Annotated in this window: 14 protein-coding genes and 1 tRNA gene; 7 read left to right on the forward strand and 8 right to left on the reverse strand. The window is 67.6% G+C overall.

Going from position 1 to position 16,071, the window contains the following annotated elements:
- Nucleotides 1–47: 47 nt before the first annotated feature.
- The gene (locus GGC47_RS03010; protein ID WP_142020172.1) at nucleotides 48–1,265 is read right to left on the reverse strand and encodes a glycosyltransferase family 4 protein; all 1,218 of its coding nucleotides are present in this window, start codon (nucleotides 1,263–1,265) and stop codon (nucleotides 48–50) included.
- Between the two features lie 106 nt (nucleotides 1,266–1,371).
- On the opposite strand from GGC47_RS03010, the gene GGC47_RS03015 reads away from it, so the two are divergent.
- Nucleotides 1,372–2,145 carry an alpha/beta hydrolase gene (locus tag GGC47_RS03015; protein ID WP_370956357.1) on the forward strand — a complete coding sequence of 258 codons (774 nt, stop codon included), beginning with the start codon at nucleotides 1,372–1,374 and terminating at the stop codon, nucleotides 2,143–2,145.
- A 16-nt stretch (nucleotides 2,146–2,161) separates the two neighbouring features.
- Here the strand turns inward: GGC47_RS03015 and GGC47_RS03020 are convergent, their stop codons facing one another.
- Together GGC47_RS03020 and GGC47_RS03025 are read right to left on the reverse strand one after the other, a co-directional pair.
- Nucleotides 2,162–2,428, reverse strand: a complete 267-nt coding sequence (locus tag GGC47_RS03020; protein WP_038361053.1) for a BQ00720 family protein — start codon at nucleotides 2,426–2,428, stop codon at nucleotides 2,162–2,164.
- A gap of 110 nt (nucleotides 2,429–2,538) precedes the next feature.
- Nucleotides 2,539–3,000, reverse strand: a complete 462-nt coding sequence (locus GGC47_RS03025) for an Hsp20 family protein (protein WP_248311131.1) — start codon at nucleotides 2,998–3,000, stop codon at nucleotides 2,539–2,541.
- Between the two features lie 289 nt (nucleotides 3,001–3,289).
- On the opposite strand from GGC47_RS03025, the gene GGC47_RS03030 reads away from it, so the two are divergent.
- Nucleotides 3,290–4,126 (forward strand): alpha/beta fold hydrolase, encoded by an 837-nt coding sequence (locus GGC47_RS03030; RefSeq protein WP_142020171.1) that lies wholly within the window; start codon nucleotides 3,290–3,292, stop codon nucleotides 4,124–4,126.
- 66 nt (nucleotides 4,127–4,192) lie between these two features.
- Here the strand turns inward: GGC47_RS03030 and GGC47_RS03035 are convergent, their stop codons facing one another.
- Nucleotides 4,193–4,858, reverse strand: a complete 666-nt coding sequence (locus GGC47_RS03035; protein ID WP_038361048.1) for a GntR family transcriptional regulator — start codon at nucleotides 4,856–4,858, stop codon at nucleotides 4,193–4,195.
- Nucleotides 4,855–6,378: a flagellar biosynthesis protein FlgA gene (locus GGC47_RS03040; protein ID WP_370956358.1), complete on the reverse strand. Its 1,524-nt coding sequence runs from the start codon at nucleotides 6,376–6,378 to the stop codon at nucleotides 4,855–4,857. Before GGC47_RS03040 ends, GGC47_RS03035 begins: the two co-directional genes overlap by 4 nt.
- 202 nt (nucleotides 6,379–6,580) lie before the next feature.
- On the opposite strand from GGC47_RS03040, the gene GGC47_RS03045 reads away from it, so the two are divergent.
- The 4 genes from GGC47_RS03045 (at nucleotide 6,581) to GGC47_RS03060 (ending at nucleotide 10,817) form a co-directional block, all read left to right on the forward strand.
- Entirely contained in the window at nucleotides 6,581–7,573 is a 993-nt protein-coding gene (locus GGC47_RS03045) for a 4-hydroxythreonine-4-phosphate dehydrogenase PdxA (protein ID WP_112763517.1), read from the forward strand.
- Between the two features lie 69 nt (nucleotides 7,574–7,642).
- Nucleotides 7,643–8,635: a Bug family tripartite tricarboxylate transporter substrate binding protein gene (locus GGC47_RS03050; protein WP_142020170.1), complete on the forward strand. Its 993-nt coding sequence runs from the start codon at nucleotides 7,643–7,645 to the stop codon at nucleotides 8,633–8,635.
- A gap of 148 nt (nucleotides 8,636–8,783) precedes the next feature.
- The gene (locus GGC47_RS03055) at nucleotides 8,784–9,272 is read left to right on the forward strand and encodes a tripartite tricarboxylate transporter TctB family protein (protein ID WP_113253335.1); all 489 of its coding nucleotides are present in this window, start codon (nucleotides 8,784–8,786) and stop codon (nucleotides 9,270–9,272) included.
- A 33-nt stretch (nucleotides 9,273–9,305) separates the two neighbouring features.
- The gene (locus GGC47_RS03060; RefSeq protein WP_038361036.1) at nucleotides 9,306–10,817 is read left to right on the forward strand and encodes a tripartite tricarboxylate transporter permease; all 1,512 of its coding nucleotides are present in this window, start codon (nucleotides 9,306–9,308) and stop codon (nucleotides 10,815–10,817) included.
- A 255-nt stretch (nucleotides 10,818–11,072) separates the two neighbouring features.
- On the opposite strand, the gene GGC47_RS03065 is transcribed toward GGC47_RS03060, so the two are convergent.
- The 3 genes from GGC47_RS03065 to GGC47_RS03075 all read right to left on the reverse strand — a co-directional run bounded on the left by GGC47_RS03065 (nucleotide 11,073) and on the right by GGC47_RS03075 (nucleotide 12,774).
- Nucleotides 11,073–11,149: transfer RNA gene (locus GGC47_RS03065), tRNA-His, on the reverse strand.
- 162 nt (nucleotides 11,150–11,311) lie between these two features.
- Entirely contained in the window at nucleotides 11,312–12,280 is a 969-nt protein-coding gene (locus GGC47_RS03070) for a phasin family protein (protein WP_142020169.1), read from the reverse strand.
- Nucleotides 12,281–12,378: 98 nt separating this feature from the next.
- A complete protein-coding gene (locus GGC47_RS03075) occupies nucleotides 12,379–12,774 on the reverse strand; it encodes a phasin (RefSeq protein WP_038361033.1) in 396 nt (131 codons plus the stop codon).
- A 220-nt stretch (nucleotides 12,775–12,994) separates the two neighbouring features.
- Here GGC47_RS03075 and GGC47_RS03080 point away from each other — a divergent pair, with 220 nt between their 5' ends.
- Nucleotides 12,995–15,997: a PAS domain-containing sensor histidine kinase gene (locus GGC47_RS03080; RefSeq protein ID WP_370956359.1), complete on the forward strand. Its 3,003-nt coding sequence runs from the start codon at nucleotides 12,995–12,997 to the stop codon at nucleotides 15,995–15,997.
- Nucleotides 15,998–16,071 lie beyond the last annotated feature (74 nt).

Below are 16,071 nucleotides of genomic sequence, written 5' to 3' on the forward strand. Positions count from 1 at the left end.
CAATGCATGACGAAGCTGCGTCAGGCATCTCCTGCCGCAGAAGTCGGTCAGCGCCCCAGCAACGCGCAATAGACGTCGAGGGTTTCCGCGACCATCGCCTCCAGCGAGAAATGCCGCTCGACATGGACGCGGGCGCGGCGCGCCAGAGCCTCCCGCGCCGACGGGCGCAGATCGAGCGCCTCGCGCAAGCCAGCCGCCAGAGCGGCGGCATCGCCCGGCGGGACATGCCAGCCGGTGCGCTCGGCCGGCGTGACCTGCGGCGGGGCGAGCACCGTCTCGGGCACGGCGCCGAGATCGGAGACGACGACGGGCGTGCCCATCGCCTGCGCCTCGACCGCGACGCGGCCAAAGGCTTCCGGATCGGTCGAGGGCACCGCGACGACCGCGGCCGAAAGCATCGCCGCCGGCATGTCGCTGCAATGGCCGACACGTTTCACGCGGCCTTCCAGCCCGGCCTTGGCGATCAGGCCGTCGAGCTCCTTGACGTAGCTGTCGCGACCCTGGGCATCGCCGGCGAGGATGAAGGCGGTATCGGTATCGCCGCCGTCGCGCATGATGCGGGCGGCTTCGATCAAAACGCGCTGGCCCTTCCAGCCGGTCAAGCGGCCGGGCAGCAGCACGATGCGCTGATGCGGCTCGACGCCCCAGGCCTTGCGCAGGGCCTGCACCCTGTCGGCGCTGACGGCGGCGGGCGCGAAGGCCGAGAAATTCGTGCCGCGATTGACGACCCGCACCTTGTCGCGCGCCACCGGGTGCTTGTCCAGGATCAGCCCGGCCGTATAGGCGGAGTTCGCGATGACGACATCGCCGCGCGCCATCACCGAATTGTAGAGCGTCTTCACCGTGGAACGGCTGTTATAGGAGCCGTGATAGGTGGTGACGAAGGGCAGCTTCAGGATCTTCGCGGTGGCGAGCGCGACCCAGGCCGGCGCCCGCGAGCGGGCATGGATGAGCTCGACCTCCTCCTCACGACAAAGCTCGACGAGCTTGCGCACATTGAGCGCCATCGCGACCGGGTTCTTCGACGCCGCCGGGAAAGGCAGCCAGACGCCGCCCTTGGCCTGAAGCTCGGCGACGAGGCGCCCGCCCTCGGTCGCGACCAGCGCGCGGGCACCGACATCGGTCAGACCCTTGGCGATGTCGACGGCGGTACGCTCGGCCCCGCCGGCTTCGAGTTCCGGAATGATCTGCAGGATCGTGCGCCCGGCGAGCGGATGGGTCTCGGTCGAAGGCAGCGAAAGATGGGCACCCGGCTTGAAGGACATGCGCTCTTGATCTGGACTTTCATTCGTGCGGGCGAATATGCCCCTATCGGACGGTCGCCGCACCCATAATCGCCGCGGCACCGCGATTCGTCACAGGAGATTTGCCTTGGAGCGCCAGCCCCCGCAATGGCTCGAGGTCGGTAAAGGCTCAAGCCGTCGCCTCGCCTTCCTCCCGCAAGAGGGCGAAGGGGCACCGGTCGTCTGGCTCGGCGGCTTCCGCTCCGACATGCGCGCGACCAAGGCTGAGGCGCTCGCCGACTGGGCTCGCACAAACGGCCGGGCCTGCCTGCGCTTCGACTATGGCGGGCATGGCGAAAGCGACGGCGATTTCGGCGACTTCACCCTGTCGGACTGGCTCGGCGACGCCCTCGCCATGATCGAAAGCCAGTGTCGGCAGCGGCCGATCCTCGTCGGCTCCTCGATGGGCGGCTGGATCGCGCTGCTCGCGGCCCGCCGGTTGCTCGGCACGGCGCTCCAGCCCGCAGGTCTGGTGCTGATCGCTCCGGCCGTCGATTTCTCCGAGGAACTGATGTGGGCGCAGATGCCCGATTCGATCCGCCGGACGATCCTCGACGAGGGCGTCTGGCTGCGTCCGTCCGAGTATTCACCCGAACCGACGCCGATCACCCGGGCCCTGATCGAGGATGGCCGCCGGCATCTCATGTTCGGCGGCGAGATCAAGGCCGGTTGCCCGGTCCATATCCTGCAGGGAATGCGCGACCCGGACGTGCCCTGGCGGCAGGCGCTCAAGCTGGTGGAACATCTGAGCGGCGACCCGGTGGTGCTGACGCTGGTCAAGGACGGCGATCACCGCCTCTCGTCACCCGCCGACATCGCCCGGTTGCAGGCAGCGGTCGCCGGGGTGGCGACCGCCTCCTGAATTCAGCCAGCCGGCGTCAGTGGACGCTGACCATCTTGAGGTCATGCTCCCAGGCATTGGCCGTGGCGGCCTCGCGCGTATCGGTCACGAGGATCGGTGCCCCGTCGGCCGACAGTAGCGTATAGAGCTTGAGGCCGGACTCGATCTTCGGGGCCTGCGGGAAGATCCGCATCAGCTCGTCCGAAGTCATCGGCTTGACGTAGGCGACCTCACCTGTTCCGAGTGCCGCGAATTCAGCGGGGGTCAGCGGGTTGCTCTGGATCAAAATCCTGTCCTGTTTCATCGCGCCCTCCTTCAGAGCAGTGCGAATGCGGTTTCGATACTGCGCCTTCAATTATGAACAGATGCGTAAACCGCTGACGCACCCTTCAAAATCGGACGAACCCTCGTCCTCTACTCGCGGCTCACGATATCGATACGCCTGACGAGCCTCTCTGGTTCCGGTCTGGCCAGATCAATCGCGAGCAGACCGTTCGACAAATCCGCGCCGAGCACATGCATGCCATCAGCCAGCAGGAAGCTGCGCTGGAACTGGCGCGCCGCGATGCCACGGTGCAGGAACTGCCGGTTCTTGTCGTCGCCCTGGCGGCCACGGATCGTGAGCTGGTTTTCCTCCAGCGTGATCTCAAGCTGCTCGCGCGCGAAGCCGGCGACCGCCAGCGTGATGCGCAGGCGATCCGGCTCCTCCTCCGTCCGGGGCAACCGCTCGATGTTATAGGGCGGATATCCCTCGCTGGCGCCTTTGGCGACGCGATCCAGCGCGCGCTCGATATCATCGAAACCGAGCAGGAACGGATGGGACAGACTAGGCGTACGCGTCATACAGAAGCCCTCGAAAGGCGCCTCATCAATCATCGGAACCCGCCACTGGCAGCATCCCGCGGGCGAAAGGCGAACCCTTCCGCTTGGGCTAGATATGGCGAAGAGCCGCCGCGGCTTCAAGGGGAGCCGGCGAAGCACAAGGCAGCGGCCAATACGCCTCTTGCCTTACCCGGCGCATGCGCTTTTATCGGCGAGCGCCATCGCGGCGCGCGGCTTCGCATCGCGAATGACAACCTGACACAAACTCAGGGTGAAATGCAGCGAGCCGCGACATCGGCATCAATTCTGCAGGGACTTTGTCAGGCAAAAGAGGACGACCGACATGCCATTCGTAACGACCAGGGACAATGTCGAGATCTTCTACAAGGACTGGGGGCCGAAGGACGCCCAGCCGATCATGTTCCACCATGGCTGGCCGCTGAGCAGCGACGACTGGGACGCGCAGATGCTGTTCTTCCTGGCGAAGGGCTATCGCGTCGTCGCCAGCGACCGGCGCGGCCATGGCCGCTCGGCCCAAATCTGGGACGGCCATGACATGGATCATTACGCCGCCGACGCCTCGGCCGTCGTCGAGCATCTCGACCTGAGAAACTCCGTCCATATCGGCCACTCGACCGGCGGCGGGCAGGTCGCCCGCTATGTCGCGAAGTTCGGCGAGCCGCAGGGCCGGGTCGCCAAGGCGGTGCTGGTCAGCGCCGTGCCGCCTCTCATGGTCAAGACCGAGAAGAACCCGGGCGGCCTGCCGATCGAGGTCTTCGACGGCTTCCGCAAGGCGCTCGCCGACAACCGCGCGCAGTTCTTCCTCGATGTCCCGACCGGGCCGTTCTACGGCTACAACCGGCCGGGCGCGAAGGTCGACGAGGGCGTGATCAGGAATTGGTGGCGCCAGGGCATGATGGGCAGCGCCAAGGCCCATTACGACGGCATCAAGGCCTTCTCGGAGACCGACCAGAGCGGGGATCTGAAGGCGATCGGCGTGCCGACTCTCGTGCTGCATGGCGACGATGATCAGATCGTGCCGATCGGCGCCTCGGCGCATGAATCGATCAAGCTGCTGAAAAACGGCACGCTCAAGGTCTATCCGGGCTATCCGCACGGCATGCTCACCACCCATGCCGAGGTGCTGAATGCCGATCTGCTCGCCTTCGTGCAGAGCTGAGCTCGCTTAAGCGGCTCCGTTCCCGCGCCGGCCGTTCGACAGCGGGCGCGGGAACTCAAGCCGATCTCAGAGCACGTCCCGGACGCGCCTGAGCGTCGATTCCATATGCTTGCCGATCGCCTCCGAGAGCGCGTCCGCGTCGCGCTTCAACAGGGCCGCCATCATCTCCTCGTGCTCGGCGACGGCGCCGGCCCATTTCTCCGGCCCCTCATTGCCGATAAAGCGCAGCCGCTTGATCCGCGACTGCAGCGTGCCGTGCATCTCGACCAGCACCTGATTGCCGGAGGCCGCAACCATGGCCGTATGGATCGCCTGGTTGAGCTTGAAATATTCGAGCCGTTCACGCGTCGCGTAGAGCTCCAGCATGCGCCTGTGCAAGGCGTGGATCGCCTCGATGGTCGCATCCGGGGCCTGCTCGCAGGCGATGCGGCCGCCGAGCTGCTCCAGCGCCTTCAGCACCTCGAGCACCTGATAGAGATCCTGCGCCGAGAATTTGCGGACCACGGCGCCCTTGGCCGGCAGGATCTCGACGAGCCCCTCGCTGGCGAGCGTCTTGATCGCCTCGCGCAAGGGGGTGCGCGAGACGCCGAGCTGCGCGCCGACCTGCCCCTCATTGATGCGCTGGCCGGGCTCGAGCCGGCCCTCGATGATCATGTCGCGGAGGCGCTCCAGCACCTCGTCGTGCAGCGTGCGGCGGGTGATGCGGGGATAATCGCTCGCTGCATCGCTCATCGTGTCGCCATCGTTTCCAAACTATCGGCGTTTACGCCATGGGCGCCCTGCCCTGTCAAACCGCTCCCGGCCAGATCATCGGCGAAGAGCGCATCCTGGCGACGGCGCGTCGCGAGCAAGGTCGAATCCGGCGCGATCTCGACATCGCCAAGACGGATCGCCTCGCCGGCCTTCACATCGCGCAGCAGCCTGCGGTCGGCGACGAGATAGAACGGGGCGGGACGATCCTCGGCCAGCGCTGCGGCCGGACGGATTTCCGCACCGACGCCGGCAATGCTGTGATGATGGCCGCCCATGGCCAGGACCGTGCCGGCCGACAGGTCGCGCTCGGCGACGGCGACGAGGTCCTGCCGGGGCCGGTAGTCGTCGCCATAGCCCGAGCGGCCGAGCCCGGCGGTATCGAGAATGCTGGTCGCAACCTCGACGCCCAGCAGATGGCGCGGCAGGTACAGCATCGCCGTCCTGCCATCGCGGGAGAGGACATGGCCCTTGCCGGCCAGCATCTCCCAGGTTTCGGCGTTCTGGCAGCCCACGACGACGAAGACGCCGCCGGCGAAGCTCGCCTCCTCCGCCAGACGCAGATGATGGAACACGTCGATCCGGCGCGCGCCTCTGAGCAGGCCGCCTTGGGCCCGTGCCGTGAACAGATCGGCGATCTCGGGAATGCGCGCCGGCGGCGCGTGGAAGCCGGCGCGGTCGGCCACGAGGTCGGTCGCGTTGGCGACGAGCGTCATCTCGCAGAGATCGGGCACGGCGCGCAGCGGAAAGGCGCCGCCGAGGATGCGCGCACGCTCGGCCGCAACGGCCGAGACCGAGCGCGAACCCGGCAGCCAATGCGTGGAAAGCTCCGGCAGCTGCTTCGTCACGCCGTTGCAGGTGACGTTGCCGGACGCCGGATCGAAGACGAAGTCGTACTCGCTCGACTTGCCGGCGGCGACGATCTCAAGACCGAGGACCTCCGCCCAGGTGACGAGGGCGATCAGCAGGCTCGGCTGGTCGCCATCGACCGGCGTGACCAGCACGCCCTTGTCCTGCGCAAGCCGCGCGAGGCCGGGGCCGACCACGCTGTCGGCCTCCTTCGAGACGAGAGCGACGTGGCGGCGGGCTTCGATCGCCATCAGTGCATGGCGCGTCGCGCCCTCGGGCGAGCCTGTCGCCTCCACCAGCAAGGCGAAAGGCAGTTCGATCACCGTCTCCAGCCGCCCCACCGCGACGCAGCGCCCAGCCTCCCAGGCCGCGCGCGCCTCGGCCGCCGTTTCGCAGAGGGCGACCTCGGAGGCGGCATAGCCTGCCGCCACAAAGGCCCGACCGGCCGCCTCGGCCGTCATATCCACTGCGATGCGGGCCTCGATCAGGCGCGTGCGCCGCGCCTGCGCCAGATAGCTGCGCCCGAAGCCGCCGCTGCCGACCAGGCAGGTCGCGACCGGCTGCCGGATGCCGGCGTAATGGGCGTGGAAATTCATCGTCTCGCTCTCCCTATCGGCGGCGCGCTCCCGGTGTTCGGGCGCCGCTTCGTTCATTCTCATGTGCTGCTATTATACTGCATACAGCATACTTGAGGAGTCGGGCGAGCTGTGTTAGCGAATTCGGCAACGAACGACATCAAGAGGGAACGCGCAGCCGGATCAGGGCGAATTGCCCTTGCGAATCGACGCGCGCCCCGCAGGAGGATCAGCGGTGGACAGCTCCGAGAACGGCAAGAAGCCGGTCATCGCGGTGGCGATGGGCGATCCTTCGGGCATCAGCCCCGAATTGCTGGCGCGCCTGCTGCGCGAGCCCGACCTGCGCGACGCGGCCCGTTACGTCATCTTCGGTGACAAGCGCCTGCTCGATCTCGGCGCCGCCGATGCCGGGCTCGACCCCGATGTGCAGATCGCCGCCTCGGAAGACGCCCTGCCCGCGAAGGCCGACAAGCCGGTCTTCATCGACCTCGCCAATCACGACCCCGCCGATCTTCAGCGCGGCAAGGCGACGCTTGCGGGCGGCAAGGCGGCGACCGAGAATTTCCGCCGGGCGCTACGCTTCGCCGCCTCCGGCAAGGCCGACGCCGTGTTCTTCACGCCGTTCAACAAGGCAGCCATGCGCTTCGCCTATCCCGGCTATGACGACGAGATCCGCTTCGTGCGCGACGCCATCGGCTTCGAGGGGCCCGCGAGCGAGTTCAACGTCCTCGACACGCTGTGGAATGCGCGCGTCACCTCGCATATTCCGCTCTCGGCGGTGGCCGAGAACATCACGCAGGAGCGCATCCTGCGGGCGCTGGCGCTGGCGGATGCCAATCTGCGGGCAGCCGGCTTCGACCCGCCGCGCATCGCGGTGGCCGGCATCAACCCCCATGCCGGCGACGGCGGCAATTTCGGCCGCGACGAGATCGAGACGATCGAGCCGGCGGTCAAGGCGGCCAAGGCCAAGGGCTTTACGGTCGAAGGGCCGTTCCCGTCGGACACCGTCTTCCTGCGCGCGAAGAACGGCGATTTCGACGCGGTGCTGACGATGTATCACGACCAGGGCCAGATCGCGATGAAGCTGATGGGCTTCGACCGCGGCGTCACCCTGATCGGCGGCTTCCCCTTCCCGATCTGTACCCCGGCCCATGGCACGGCCTATGAGATCGCCGGCAAGGGCATCGCCAATCTCGGCGCCTCGCGCGCCGCCCTGTCGCTGGCCATCAAGATGGCCAAGGACGGAAAGGAGCCCGGCCGCGCAGCGGCCTGAACCGGTTTCTCAATACCCAAGCGGCCGCAAGAGCCGCGCATAACCAGACATCCCAGGGAGACGAAACAGATGAAGCAATTCGCACTCACCGCGGCGCTCACCGCCGCCTTCGCGCTCGGCGGGGGCGCCACGGCGCAGGCCTGGCAGCCGACCGGCCCGATCGAGTTCGTCGTGACCTCCGGCCCCGGCGGCGGAACCGACAATTTCGCGCGCGTCATCCAGTCGATCATCAGCAAGCACAAGCTGGTCGAGCAGTCGATCGTGGTGGTCAACAAGGGCGGCGGCTCCGGCGCCGAGGGCTATCTCCAGGGCAAGGCCGGCAAGGGCGACGCCCACAAGGTGATCTTCGGCACCAACAACGCCTATCTGCTGCCCTATGTCGCCAAGCTCGCCTTCAGCAAGTCGGACCTGACCCCGGTCGCGGCGCTGGCGCTCGACGAGTTCCTGCTCTGGGTCAACGGCAGCGCGCCCTATAACGATGCCAAGAGCTATATCGACGCGGTCAAGGCCAAGCCCGGCTTCAAGATGGCGGGCAGCCAGTCGAAGGATACCGACCAGACGCTGACCGTCATGATCCAGGAAGCGACCGGCGCCAAATGGATCTACGTGCCGTTCCAGGGCGGCAGCGCGGCGGCCACGCAGCTCGCCGGCGGCCATGTCGATTCCAACACCAACAACCCCAATGAGAATGTCGGCCAGTGGAAGGCCGGGCAGGTCAAGCCGCTCTGCGTGTTCTCGCCGGTGCGCCTCGCCAAGAGCGACCCCGTCTTTGGCGGCAAGGGCTGGGGCGACATCCCGACCTGCAAGGAATCCGGCATTCCGATCGAGAGCTTCCAGATGCCGCGCACCGTCTGGCTGCCGGCCGGCGTGCCTGCGGACGCCGTGAAATTCTACGAGGGCGTGCTGGAGAAGGTCAGTCAGACCCCGGAATGGCAGGAATTCGTGACCCGCACCGCGCAGACGGCGCGCTTCATGAAGGGCCAGGAGCTCGCCGATTTCGTCGCCAAGGACGAGGCCGCGAACAAGAAGGTGTTCGAGGCCGAGGGCTGGGTGGTGAAATAAGGCTGCCGCGGCAGCCTCACCGTCATCCCGGCCGCAGCGAAGCGTCGCGCCGGGATCCATCGCAGCGTTCGACGCCCTTCGATGGATCCCGGGTCAAGCCCGGGATGACGCCTGATCGAAACCTGCCTGATCCGAGAAGGGAAATCCCATGGTCACCCGCCTCTGGGCCGAGACCGTCGTCGCGCTTTTCACGCTCGCCTATGGGCTGACGATCGTCTGGGGCGCGCTCGAATTCGGCATCGGCTGGGACACTTCCGGCCCCGAGGCCGGCGCCTTTCCGTTCTATACCGGCATGCTGGTTGCGCTCGGCAGCCTCGCCACCCTCGCCCTGACCTGGGGCAAGCGGCTCTCGGGACGAGACATGCTGGCCGAGGTCGTGCTCGACGGCGAGCGCATCCACCGCGTCGCGAGCTTCTTCCTGCCCATCCTCGGCTTCGTGATCCTGTGCGCGACGCTCGGCATGTATGTCGCGACCGTCGTCTATCTCGTCTTCACGATGCGCTTCCAGGGCGGCTTCGGCTGGCTGCGCACGCTGACCGTCGCCATCGGCTCGGCCGTGTTCTTCTACCTGGCGCTCGAACGCTTCTTCCACATTCCGCTGATGAAGGGCCCGCTAGAGGCCGCGCTCGGGCTTTGACCCGGACCGAAACCCGGAAGGGAGCTCCGGCTCATGGATAACGTCGCCTCGCTGATGCACGGCTTCTCCGTCGCGATCAGCTTCCACCACATCGCCCTGATGATCGCCGGCGTGCTGCTCGGCATCCTGGTCGGCGTGCTGCCCGGGCTGGGCGCGCCCAACGGCGTCTCCCTGATGCTACCCCTGACCTTCTCGATGGACCCGGTCTCGGCGATCATCCTGCTGACCTCGCTCTACTGGGGAGCGCTGTTCGGCGGCTCGACCACCTCGATCCTGTTCAACATTCCGGGCGAGCCCTCTTCCGTGGCCACGACCTTCGACGGCCATCCGATGGCCAAGCAGGGCAAGGCGACCGAGGCACTTTCCCTCGCCTTTCTCTCCGCCGGCTTCGGCGCGCTGGCCGGCGTGATCCTGATCACGGTGCTGTCGAGCTGGGTCGCCGGTTTTGCGCTGCGCTTCTCCTCGCCGGAATTCTTCGCGGTCTATTTCATCACCTTCGCCAGCTTCATCGGCCTCGGTGGCGCCTCCCCCTTCAAGACGATCGTGGCGATGTGCGTCGGCTTCTCGCTGGCCTCGATCGGCATGGACACCGTCTCGGGCAGCGTGCGCCTGACCTTTGGCTTCGACGTGCTGCTGGCCGGGGTGAGCTTCCTCATCGCGGTGATCGGGCTGTTCGGCGTCGGCGAATTGCTGCTGACGATGGAGGACGGGCTGAGCTTCCGCGGCATCGCCGCGAAGGTGCGACTCGGCGACGTGCTGCGCACGGCGGCAAAGCTGCCGCGCTACTGGCTGGCCTTGCTGCGCTCGGCCGCCATCGGCATCTGGATGGGCATCACGCCGGGCGGACCGACCGCCGCCTCGTTCCTGAGCTATGCGATGGCCAAGCGCTCCTCGCGCAACCCGGAGAAGTTCGGCAAGGGCGAGCCGGAGGGCGTGATCTCGCCCGAGACGGCCGACCACGCGGCCGGCTCGGCCGCGATGCTGCCGATGCTGGCGCTCGGCATTCCCGGCTCGGCGACGGCGGCGGTGATGATGGGCGGGCTGATGATCTGGGGCCTCAACCCCGGCCCGACGCTCTTCACCGACCGGCCGGACTTCGTCTGGGGGCTGATCGCCTCAATGTATCTCGGCAACATCGTCGCGGTCATCACCGTGCTGGCGACGGTGCCGCTCTTCGCCTCGATCCTGCGCATCCCGTTCTCGATCATCGGGCCGCTGATCATCGTGGTGTGCTTCATCGGCGCCTATACGGTCGCCGGCAAGCCCTTCGACCTGTGGATCGCGCTTGCCTTCGGCATCGTCGGATACGCCTTCAAGAAGCTCGACTACCCGATCGCGCCGATGATCCTGGCCATGGTGATCGGCGACAAGGCCGAGGACGCCTTCCGCCAGTCGATGATCTTCAGCCAGGGCTCGCTCTCGATCTTCTGGTCGAACGCGCTGGTCTCGACGCTGATGGGGATCGGCCTCATGCTGCTGTTCATGCCGCTGATCGGCGCCACCATCCGGCGCATGCGCGGCCAGGCGGTGTCACGCACCGCATAGGCCTCCCCTCCCGGCGGAGGCCCCGGCGGGAAGCCCTGGCCATCCGCTGAGCCGTTCCGTTCCAAGACCCGGGAACGGACGATCGAGCCGGCGCGCGAACGCTGCTGCCGGCATGGGACAGAGCTCGTCAGAAAGGCCTCATCGTTCGGGACGAGCCGCTCCGAAGCCGAATCCGGCGCTCACGGCCGATTCGCAGTGAACCGGCCGGGACGTCTCGTCACCGACGGCGCAACCTATCGATTGTCCTGAAGAAGATGGTACAGCCACCCCGGCTTGAACGGGGGACCTCTAGATCCACAATCTAGCGCTCTAACCAACTGAGCTATGGCTGCCCATGACTGTTCGACCCGGCGCCGCAGCGGGGTCTCCAGCGGCGCGGAACCTAGTGCCGACGCCGCGCTTTTGCAACCGCGTAATTCAACTTCGCCAACGAAAAACCGACGCTGCAGCCGGCTGCCGGCGCGGCAGGCCAGTCAGAGCCGCCATCCGCGCCTTCAGTCCTTGCGCAAAGCCGCGTTGGCGATGCGCGCAAGCTCCTTCAGGTGCTCGGCATAGGATTCGTAGCTGCGGCGGACCGCCTTCGCCTGAAGCGTGATCGCCTCGGAAGCGCTTTCGGTGCGCGCCATCTTCTCGGCGTCGCCCAGCGTCGCCTTCAGCTCGGCGCAGGCGTGGTCGAGCACCTTCGCCTGCAGCGCGCCGAAGGCCCGGGCCATGGTGAGAGCCTGGCTCATCACGGTCTCGGCCGTGACCGCGGCGAATTCCGGCGGGCGCGGCAGCGGCAGCGAATCGAGCGAGACGGGCTTCACAGGCGCCTTGGCAGAGGCAGAGGGTGCCTGCGGCGCGGCGGCGGCCGGCACAGGCTTGAGCGGCACCTCCACCTTCGCAGCCGGCTTCGGCTGCTCGACAGGCTTGGCGGCGACGGGCTTGAGCTGGGCCGGCTTGAACGGGGCAGGCTTGGCCTCGACAGCTTTCGGTACCGGCGCGGCAGCCATCGGCTTCTTCGGCGCGACGACCTTCGTCACGGGCTTCTCGATCCGCAGCTTGGCCGAAGCCACCTTCCTGGGCGACTTGCCGGGCGCCTTCGCCGGCGCCGGCTTGGCGGCGGTTGCCGGAGTGGCGATCACAGCTTTTGCCGCCGGGGCGGAAGGAACAGCCTTCACGGCCACTGGCGCCGGCTGTATCGGCGCAGGCGCCGCCGCAACCGGAGAAACGGGCTTGGCCGCCAGGGCTGCCGGCGCGGGCTTCGAGGCGACCGGAGGAACAGGCTTGGCCGGCGGTACCGGAGAGGGCGTTACGGCGACCGGAGGAACCGGCTTTGCAGCCACGGCTACCGGCACGGGCTGCGGGGCAGCGGGTGCGGGCGGCGCGGCTTTCGCCTCGGCCGGTGCCGAGGACAAGGCTTTGACGGAAGGCAGGCTGACCGGAGCTCTGGCGGTGGTCCGGGTCGGAGGCGGCTTGGCCATCACGGCTCTCCTTCAACGGCTGGCAGGCAGAAGCCGGGCACCCTGCCCGGCCGGTCGCTCGTCGGAGCCGCCGCCGAAACGGCAGCCTTCAAAAGGGCTCAGCGGCCCTTGGTGGCCTTGCTGACGCTTTCGGCCGCCTTGGTGGCGACGTCCTGGGCGGCGGCGCCCATTTCCTTGAGCTGGCTCTGGAGGGTCGCCATCTGCGCCTTCAGGAAATCGGACTGGTGCTGCATCACCTCGGTCAGATCCTTCGACTTCACCAACTTCTGGGCGAGTTCGAAAGCCGCCGCGACGTTGTTCTCGGCGTAGGAGATCGCCTTGCGCGTCGCTTCCTGGGTGTTGACGCGGGCGTTTTCGGCCGAGCCATGCGCGCTATCCACAGCCTTCTGCGCGGCGCCGATGAAGCCGTCGAAAGCCTTGCGCGCCTGCTCTACGCTGCGTTCCGCGAAGTCGCGCATCTCTGCCGGTATCTCGTAGGGAAGCTTGCCGTCCATGGGGATCCTCCTGTTACAACCGAACCTCTAATTCATTGTGCACTGCAATATCATTGTTGCCGTGCGATGACAACGACGCGACAGCAGCTGCGCCCGGCTACGTTAACGCTGTTTGGAAGAGAAGCGGGAGAGCAATCTTTGGTTCCATGGATTCGCCGACGTTTGGAAGCTATTAAAGATTTGTTAGCCATAAAGAGTCGGATCGAACGAGCGGACCAGGATGAGCGAAGCCGGACAGGACTGGGCGCGATGGGGCGTGGCGGCGGGTGAAGACCCCGCGCTCACGGCCTTTGCCGCCGGCGGCGCGCTGATCCTGTGGGATGCCGCGGCCGAACGGCCGGGCTTCATCAATCCCGCGGGACAAGCCCTGCTCGGTGCCACCCCTTCGGCGGTGTCGCTGCCGGCACCGACGCGCCAGCGTCTTTTCCTGCTCGCGGGCGGCCTCGCCTCGACCGCTGGCATCCGGCTGGAGCGGCTGCGATTGACCGCCAGCTTCGCGGCTTTTCCCGTCACCTGCGGCTGCAAACTGCTGACATTGGCCGATGCCGGCACCGTGCTCGCCATCGCCATTCCGGCCTCCGAACTGCGCCGGCTCGGCGTGGCCGTGCCGCCTCCGGTGGATGCGCCTCCCGCTTCCTCTCCTTCCCTGGTTTCTGCACCTGCGGCCATTGCGCCCTCCGCCGAGCCCGCCCCCGCGCGTCCGGCCACGGTTCGCTTCCTCTGGCAGAGCGACGCGGATGGGCGGCTGACCAAGCTGTCCGGGGACATTGCAGCCCTGACCGGCGCAGCCGCCGCCGCGCAGCTGGTCGGCCAACGCTGGGACGATCTGGCCGGCAGCCATTTCATAGACCGCAGCGGCGGGTTGCGGGAACGCCTCGCCACGCAGGCGACCTGGAGCGGCCATACCGTCCTGTGGCGGAGCGAGACGCCGGGCGAGGCCGTGCCGGTCGAGCTTTCCGGCGTGCCCGTGCTCGGCGCCAACAGACAGTTCGCCGGGTTCCGCGGCTTCGGCATCGCCCGATTGAACGCGCCGGAGCCGTTCCCGGTGAGCGAAGAGCCGGTAGCGCAGGACGATGCCGTCGAGGTCGGTCCGGCCCCCATGGACCAAGCGGCCACGATCGGGACACCGACGGTGCGGGACGAGGTGTCCCCCGAAGAGGCATCGTCTATCGCCGACACCGACGCGGTCACGACCGGCGAAATGGCTTCTCATCCGGAGCCCGCCTCCGATGACAAGCCGGCACGGGAAGAGCCCTCATCGGCACGGCATCACGAGGCCGGTTCCACCGACGCCCCGCCGCCCGTCTCGCAGCAGCCGGAGCCCGCCCAGCCGGATATCGCCGCGGAAGAGCCAAAGGTCCAACCCGCTGACCGCCGCGACGCGCCCGAGGAGCCGGCATCGCCCGTCGTCGCGCCGGCCGCCAACATCGTGCCTTTGCGCAACGGACAGCACGCGGCGATCCGGCCTGTCCTCGAGCCGTCCAAGGCCCATCTCAGCTCGGCCGAGCGCAATGCCTTCCGCGAGATCGCCAAGGCGCTCGGCGCACGGCTCGCCGACGATGAGACCAACGATGCACCGCGCCTGCCGCCGGTCGCGCCGCTGCGGGTGAAGGAGGCCGAAGCGGAAGCGCCCGCTCCTGCCGCCCCCCTGGCGCCCGAGCCGGCGATCGCCCCCGCACGCCAGCGCAACTCTCACGCCGAGGTGCTCGACCGGCTGCCGGTGGCCGTGCTGGTCAATCGCGGCGAAGACGCGCTCTATGCCAACCGCACCTTGCTCGACCTGCTGGACTACGCCGATCTCGCCGACCTGAAGGCCGGCGGCGTCAGCCGTCTGATCAAGGAGGCCTCGCGCAGCGGCGGCGGGGCAATGACCCTGATCGACCGGACCGGCCATCTCGTCAGCGTCGATGCCGTGCTCTCCAGCGTGAACTGGCTCGACGCGCCGGCAACGTTGATGGCCTTCCGCCACCCCGACAGCGGCGGCGGCGAAGCGCCGGTGATGACGCCGGAGGAGGCCGAGGAAGCCGAGCTCGCGGCCGAATTCGCCGCCGAGGAAGCCGAATCGGCCGCGCGCGTCGAGGCGCTCAGGCTCGATGCCGAGGCGCGCGACGGCCGCATCGCCGAGCTCACCGCCATGCTCGACACCGCAACCGACGGCGTGGTCACGGTCGACGATCGCGGTCGCATCCTCTCCCTCAACAAGGCGGCCGAGGCGCTGTTCGGCTACGACCAGCGCGAGGTGACGGGCGAGCTGTTCACGCTGCTGTTCTCGGCCGAGAGCCATGCGCCGGCGCTCGACTATCTTGAAGGGCTGAAAGGCGGCGGCGTCGCCTCGGTGCTCAACGATGGGCGCGAGGTGGTCGGCCGGGTGCGGCAGGGCGGCAAGATCCCGCTCTTCATGACCATGGGCCAGATCGCGCATGGCGCCGAGCCGCGCTTCTGCGCCGTGCTGCGCGACATCACCGCCTGGAAGAAGACCGAGGGCGAGCTCGTCGATGCGCGCAAGGCGGCGGAGATGGCGAGCGCGCAGAAATCCGATGTGCTCGCCAAGATCAGCCATGAGATCAGGACGCCGCTCAATGCCATCATCGGCTTCGCCGAGGTGATGGCCGAGGAGCGCTTCGGGCCGATCGCCAATGAGCGCTACAAGGAATATCTGCGCGACATCCACCAGTCGGGCGGCTACGTCATCAGCCTGGTCAACGACCTGCTCGACCTCGCCAAGATCGAGGCCGGCAAGCTCGATCTCGACTTCGTCAGCGTCAACCTGAACGAGATCGCGCTCTCGACCGTAGCCCTGCTCCAGCCGGAAGCGCAGCGCGGGCGTGTGGTGCTGCGCTCGGGCCTCTCGCCGAAGCTGCCGCCGGTCGTCGCCGACGAGCGCTCGATCCGCCAGATCGCGATCAACCTGCTCTCCAACGCGGTGAAGTTCACCGATGCCGGCGGGCAGGTCATCATCTCGACGGCGCTCGGCGACCAGGGCGAAGCGATCCTGCGGGTGCGCGACACCGGCATCGGCATGGACGACGACGAGTTGAAGCTCGCGCTTGAGCCCTTCCGTCAGGTGCCGACGACGCGCCGCGCCGGCGGCACGGGGCTCGGCCTGCCGCTGACCAAGGCGCTGGTCGAGGCCAACCGCGCTGCGATGTCGATCACCAGCGTCAAGAAGGAAGGCACGCTGGTCGAGATCACCTTCCCGCCGCAGCGCGTGCTGGCGAGCTGAGCGGCCCGGCAGGCCGAAAATCGCCTGCTCGCCACATTTTTACCGCATTCGACCGGGCTTTAGCGCGAACTGCC

The sequence above is a fragment of the Allobosea sp. OAE752 genome (genome assembly GCF_050433265.1).
GTDB classification, from domain to species: domain Bacteria; phylum Pseudomonadota; class Alphaproteobacteria; order Rhizobiales; family Beijerinckiaceae; genus Allobosea; species Allobosea spartocytisi.

Coding starts and splice junctions, on each gene's coding strand:
- GGC47_RS03010 (WP_142020172.1), bottom strand. CDS start 1,265: ATGTCCTTCAAGCCGGGTGCCCATCTTTCGCTGCCTTCGACCGAGACC.
- GGC47_RS03020 (WP_038361053.1), bottom strand. CDS start 2,428: ATGAAACAGGACAGGATTTTGATCCAGAGCAACCCGCTGACCCCCGCT.
- GGC47_RS03025 (WP_248311131.1), bottom strand. CDS start 3,000: ATGATTGATGAGGCGCCTTTCGAGGGCTTCTGTATGACGCGTACGCCT.
- GGC47_RS03030 (WP_142020171.1), top strand. CDS start 3,290: ATGCCATTCGTAACGACCAGGGACAATGTCGAGATCTTCTACAAGGAC.
- GGC47_RS03035 (WP_038361048.1), bottom strand. CDS start 4,858: ATGAGCGATGCAGCGAGCGATTATCCCCGCATCACCCGCCGCACGCTG.
- GGC47_RS03040 (WP_370956358.1), bottom strand. CDS start 6,378: ATGAACGAAGCGGCGCCCGAACACCGGGAGCGCGCCGCCGATAGGGAG.
- GGC47_RS03045 (WP_112763517.1), top strand. CDS start 6,581: ATGGGCGATCCTTCGGGCATCAGCCCCGAATTGCTGGCGCGCCTGCTG.
- GGC47_RS03050 (WP_142020170.1), top strand. CDS start 7,643: ATGAAGCAATTCGCACTCACCGCGGCGCTCACCGCCGCCTTCGCGCTC.
- GGC47_RS03055 (WP_113253335.1), top strand. CDS start 8,784: ATGGTCACCCGCCTCTGGGCCGAGACCGTCGTCGCGCTTTTCACGCTC.
- GGC47_RS03060 (WP_038361036.1), top strand. CDS start 9,306: ATGGATAACGTCGCCTCGCTGATGCACGGCTTCTCCGTCGCGATCAGC.
- GGC47_RS03070 (WP_142020169.1), bottom strand. CDS start 12,280: ATGGCCAAGCCGCCTCCGACCCGGACCACCGCCAGAGCTCCGGTCAGC.
- GGC47_RS03075 (WP_038361033.1), bottom strand. CDS start 12,774: ATGGACGGCAAGCTTCCCTACGAGATACCGGCAGAGATGCGCGACTTC.
- GGC47_RS03080 (WP_370956359.1), top strand. CDS start 12,995: ATGAGCGAAGCCGGACAGGACTGGGCGCGATGGGGCGTGGCGGCGGGT.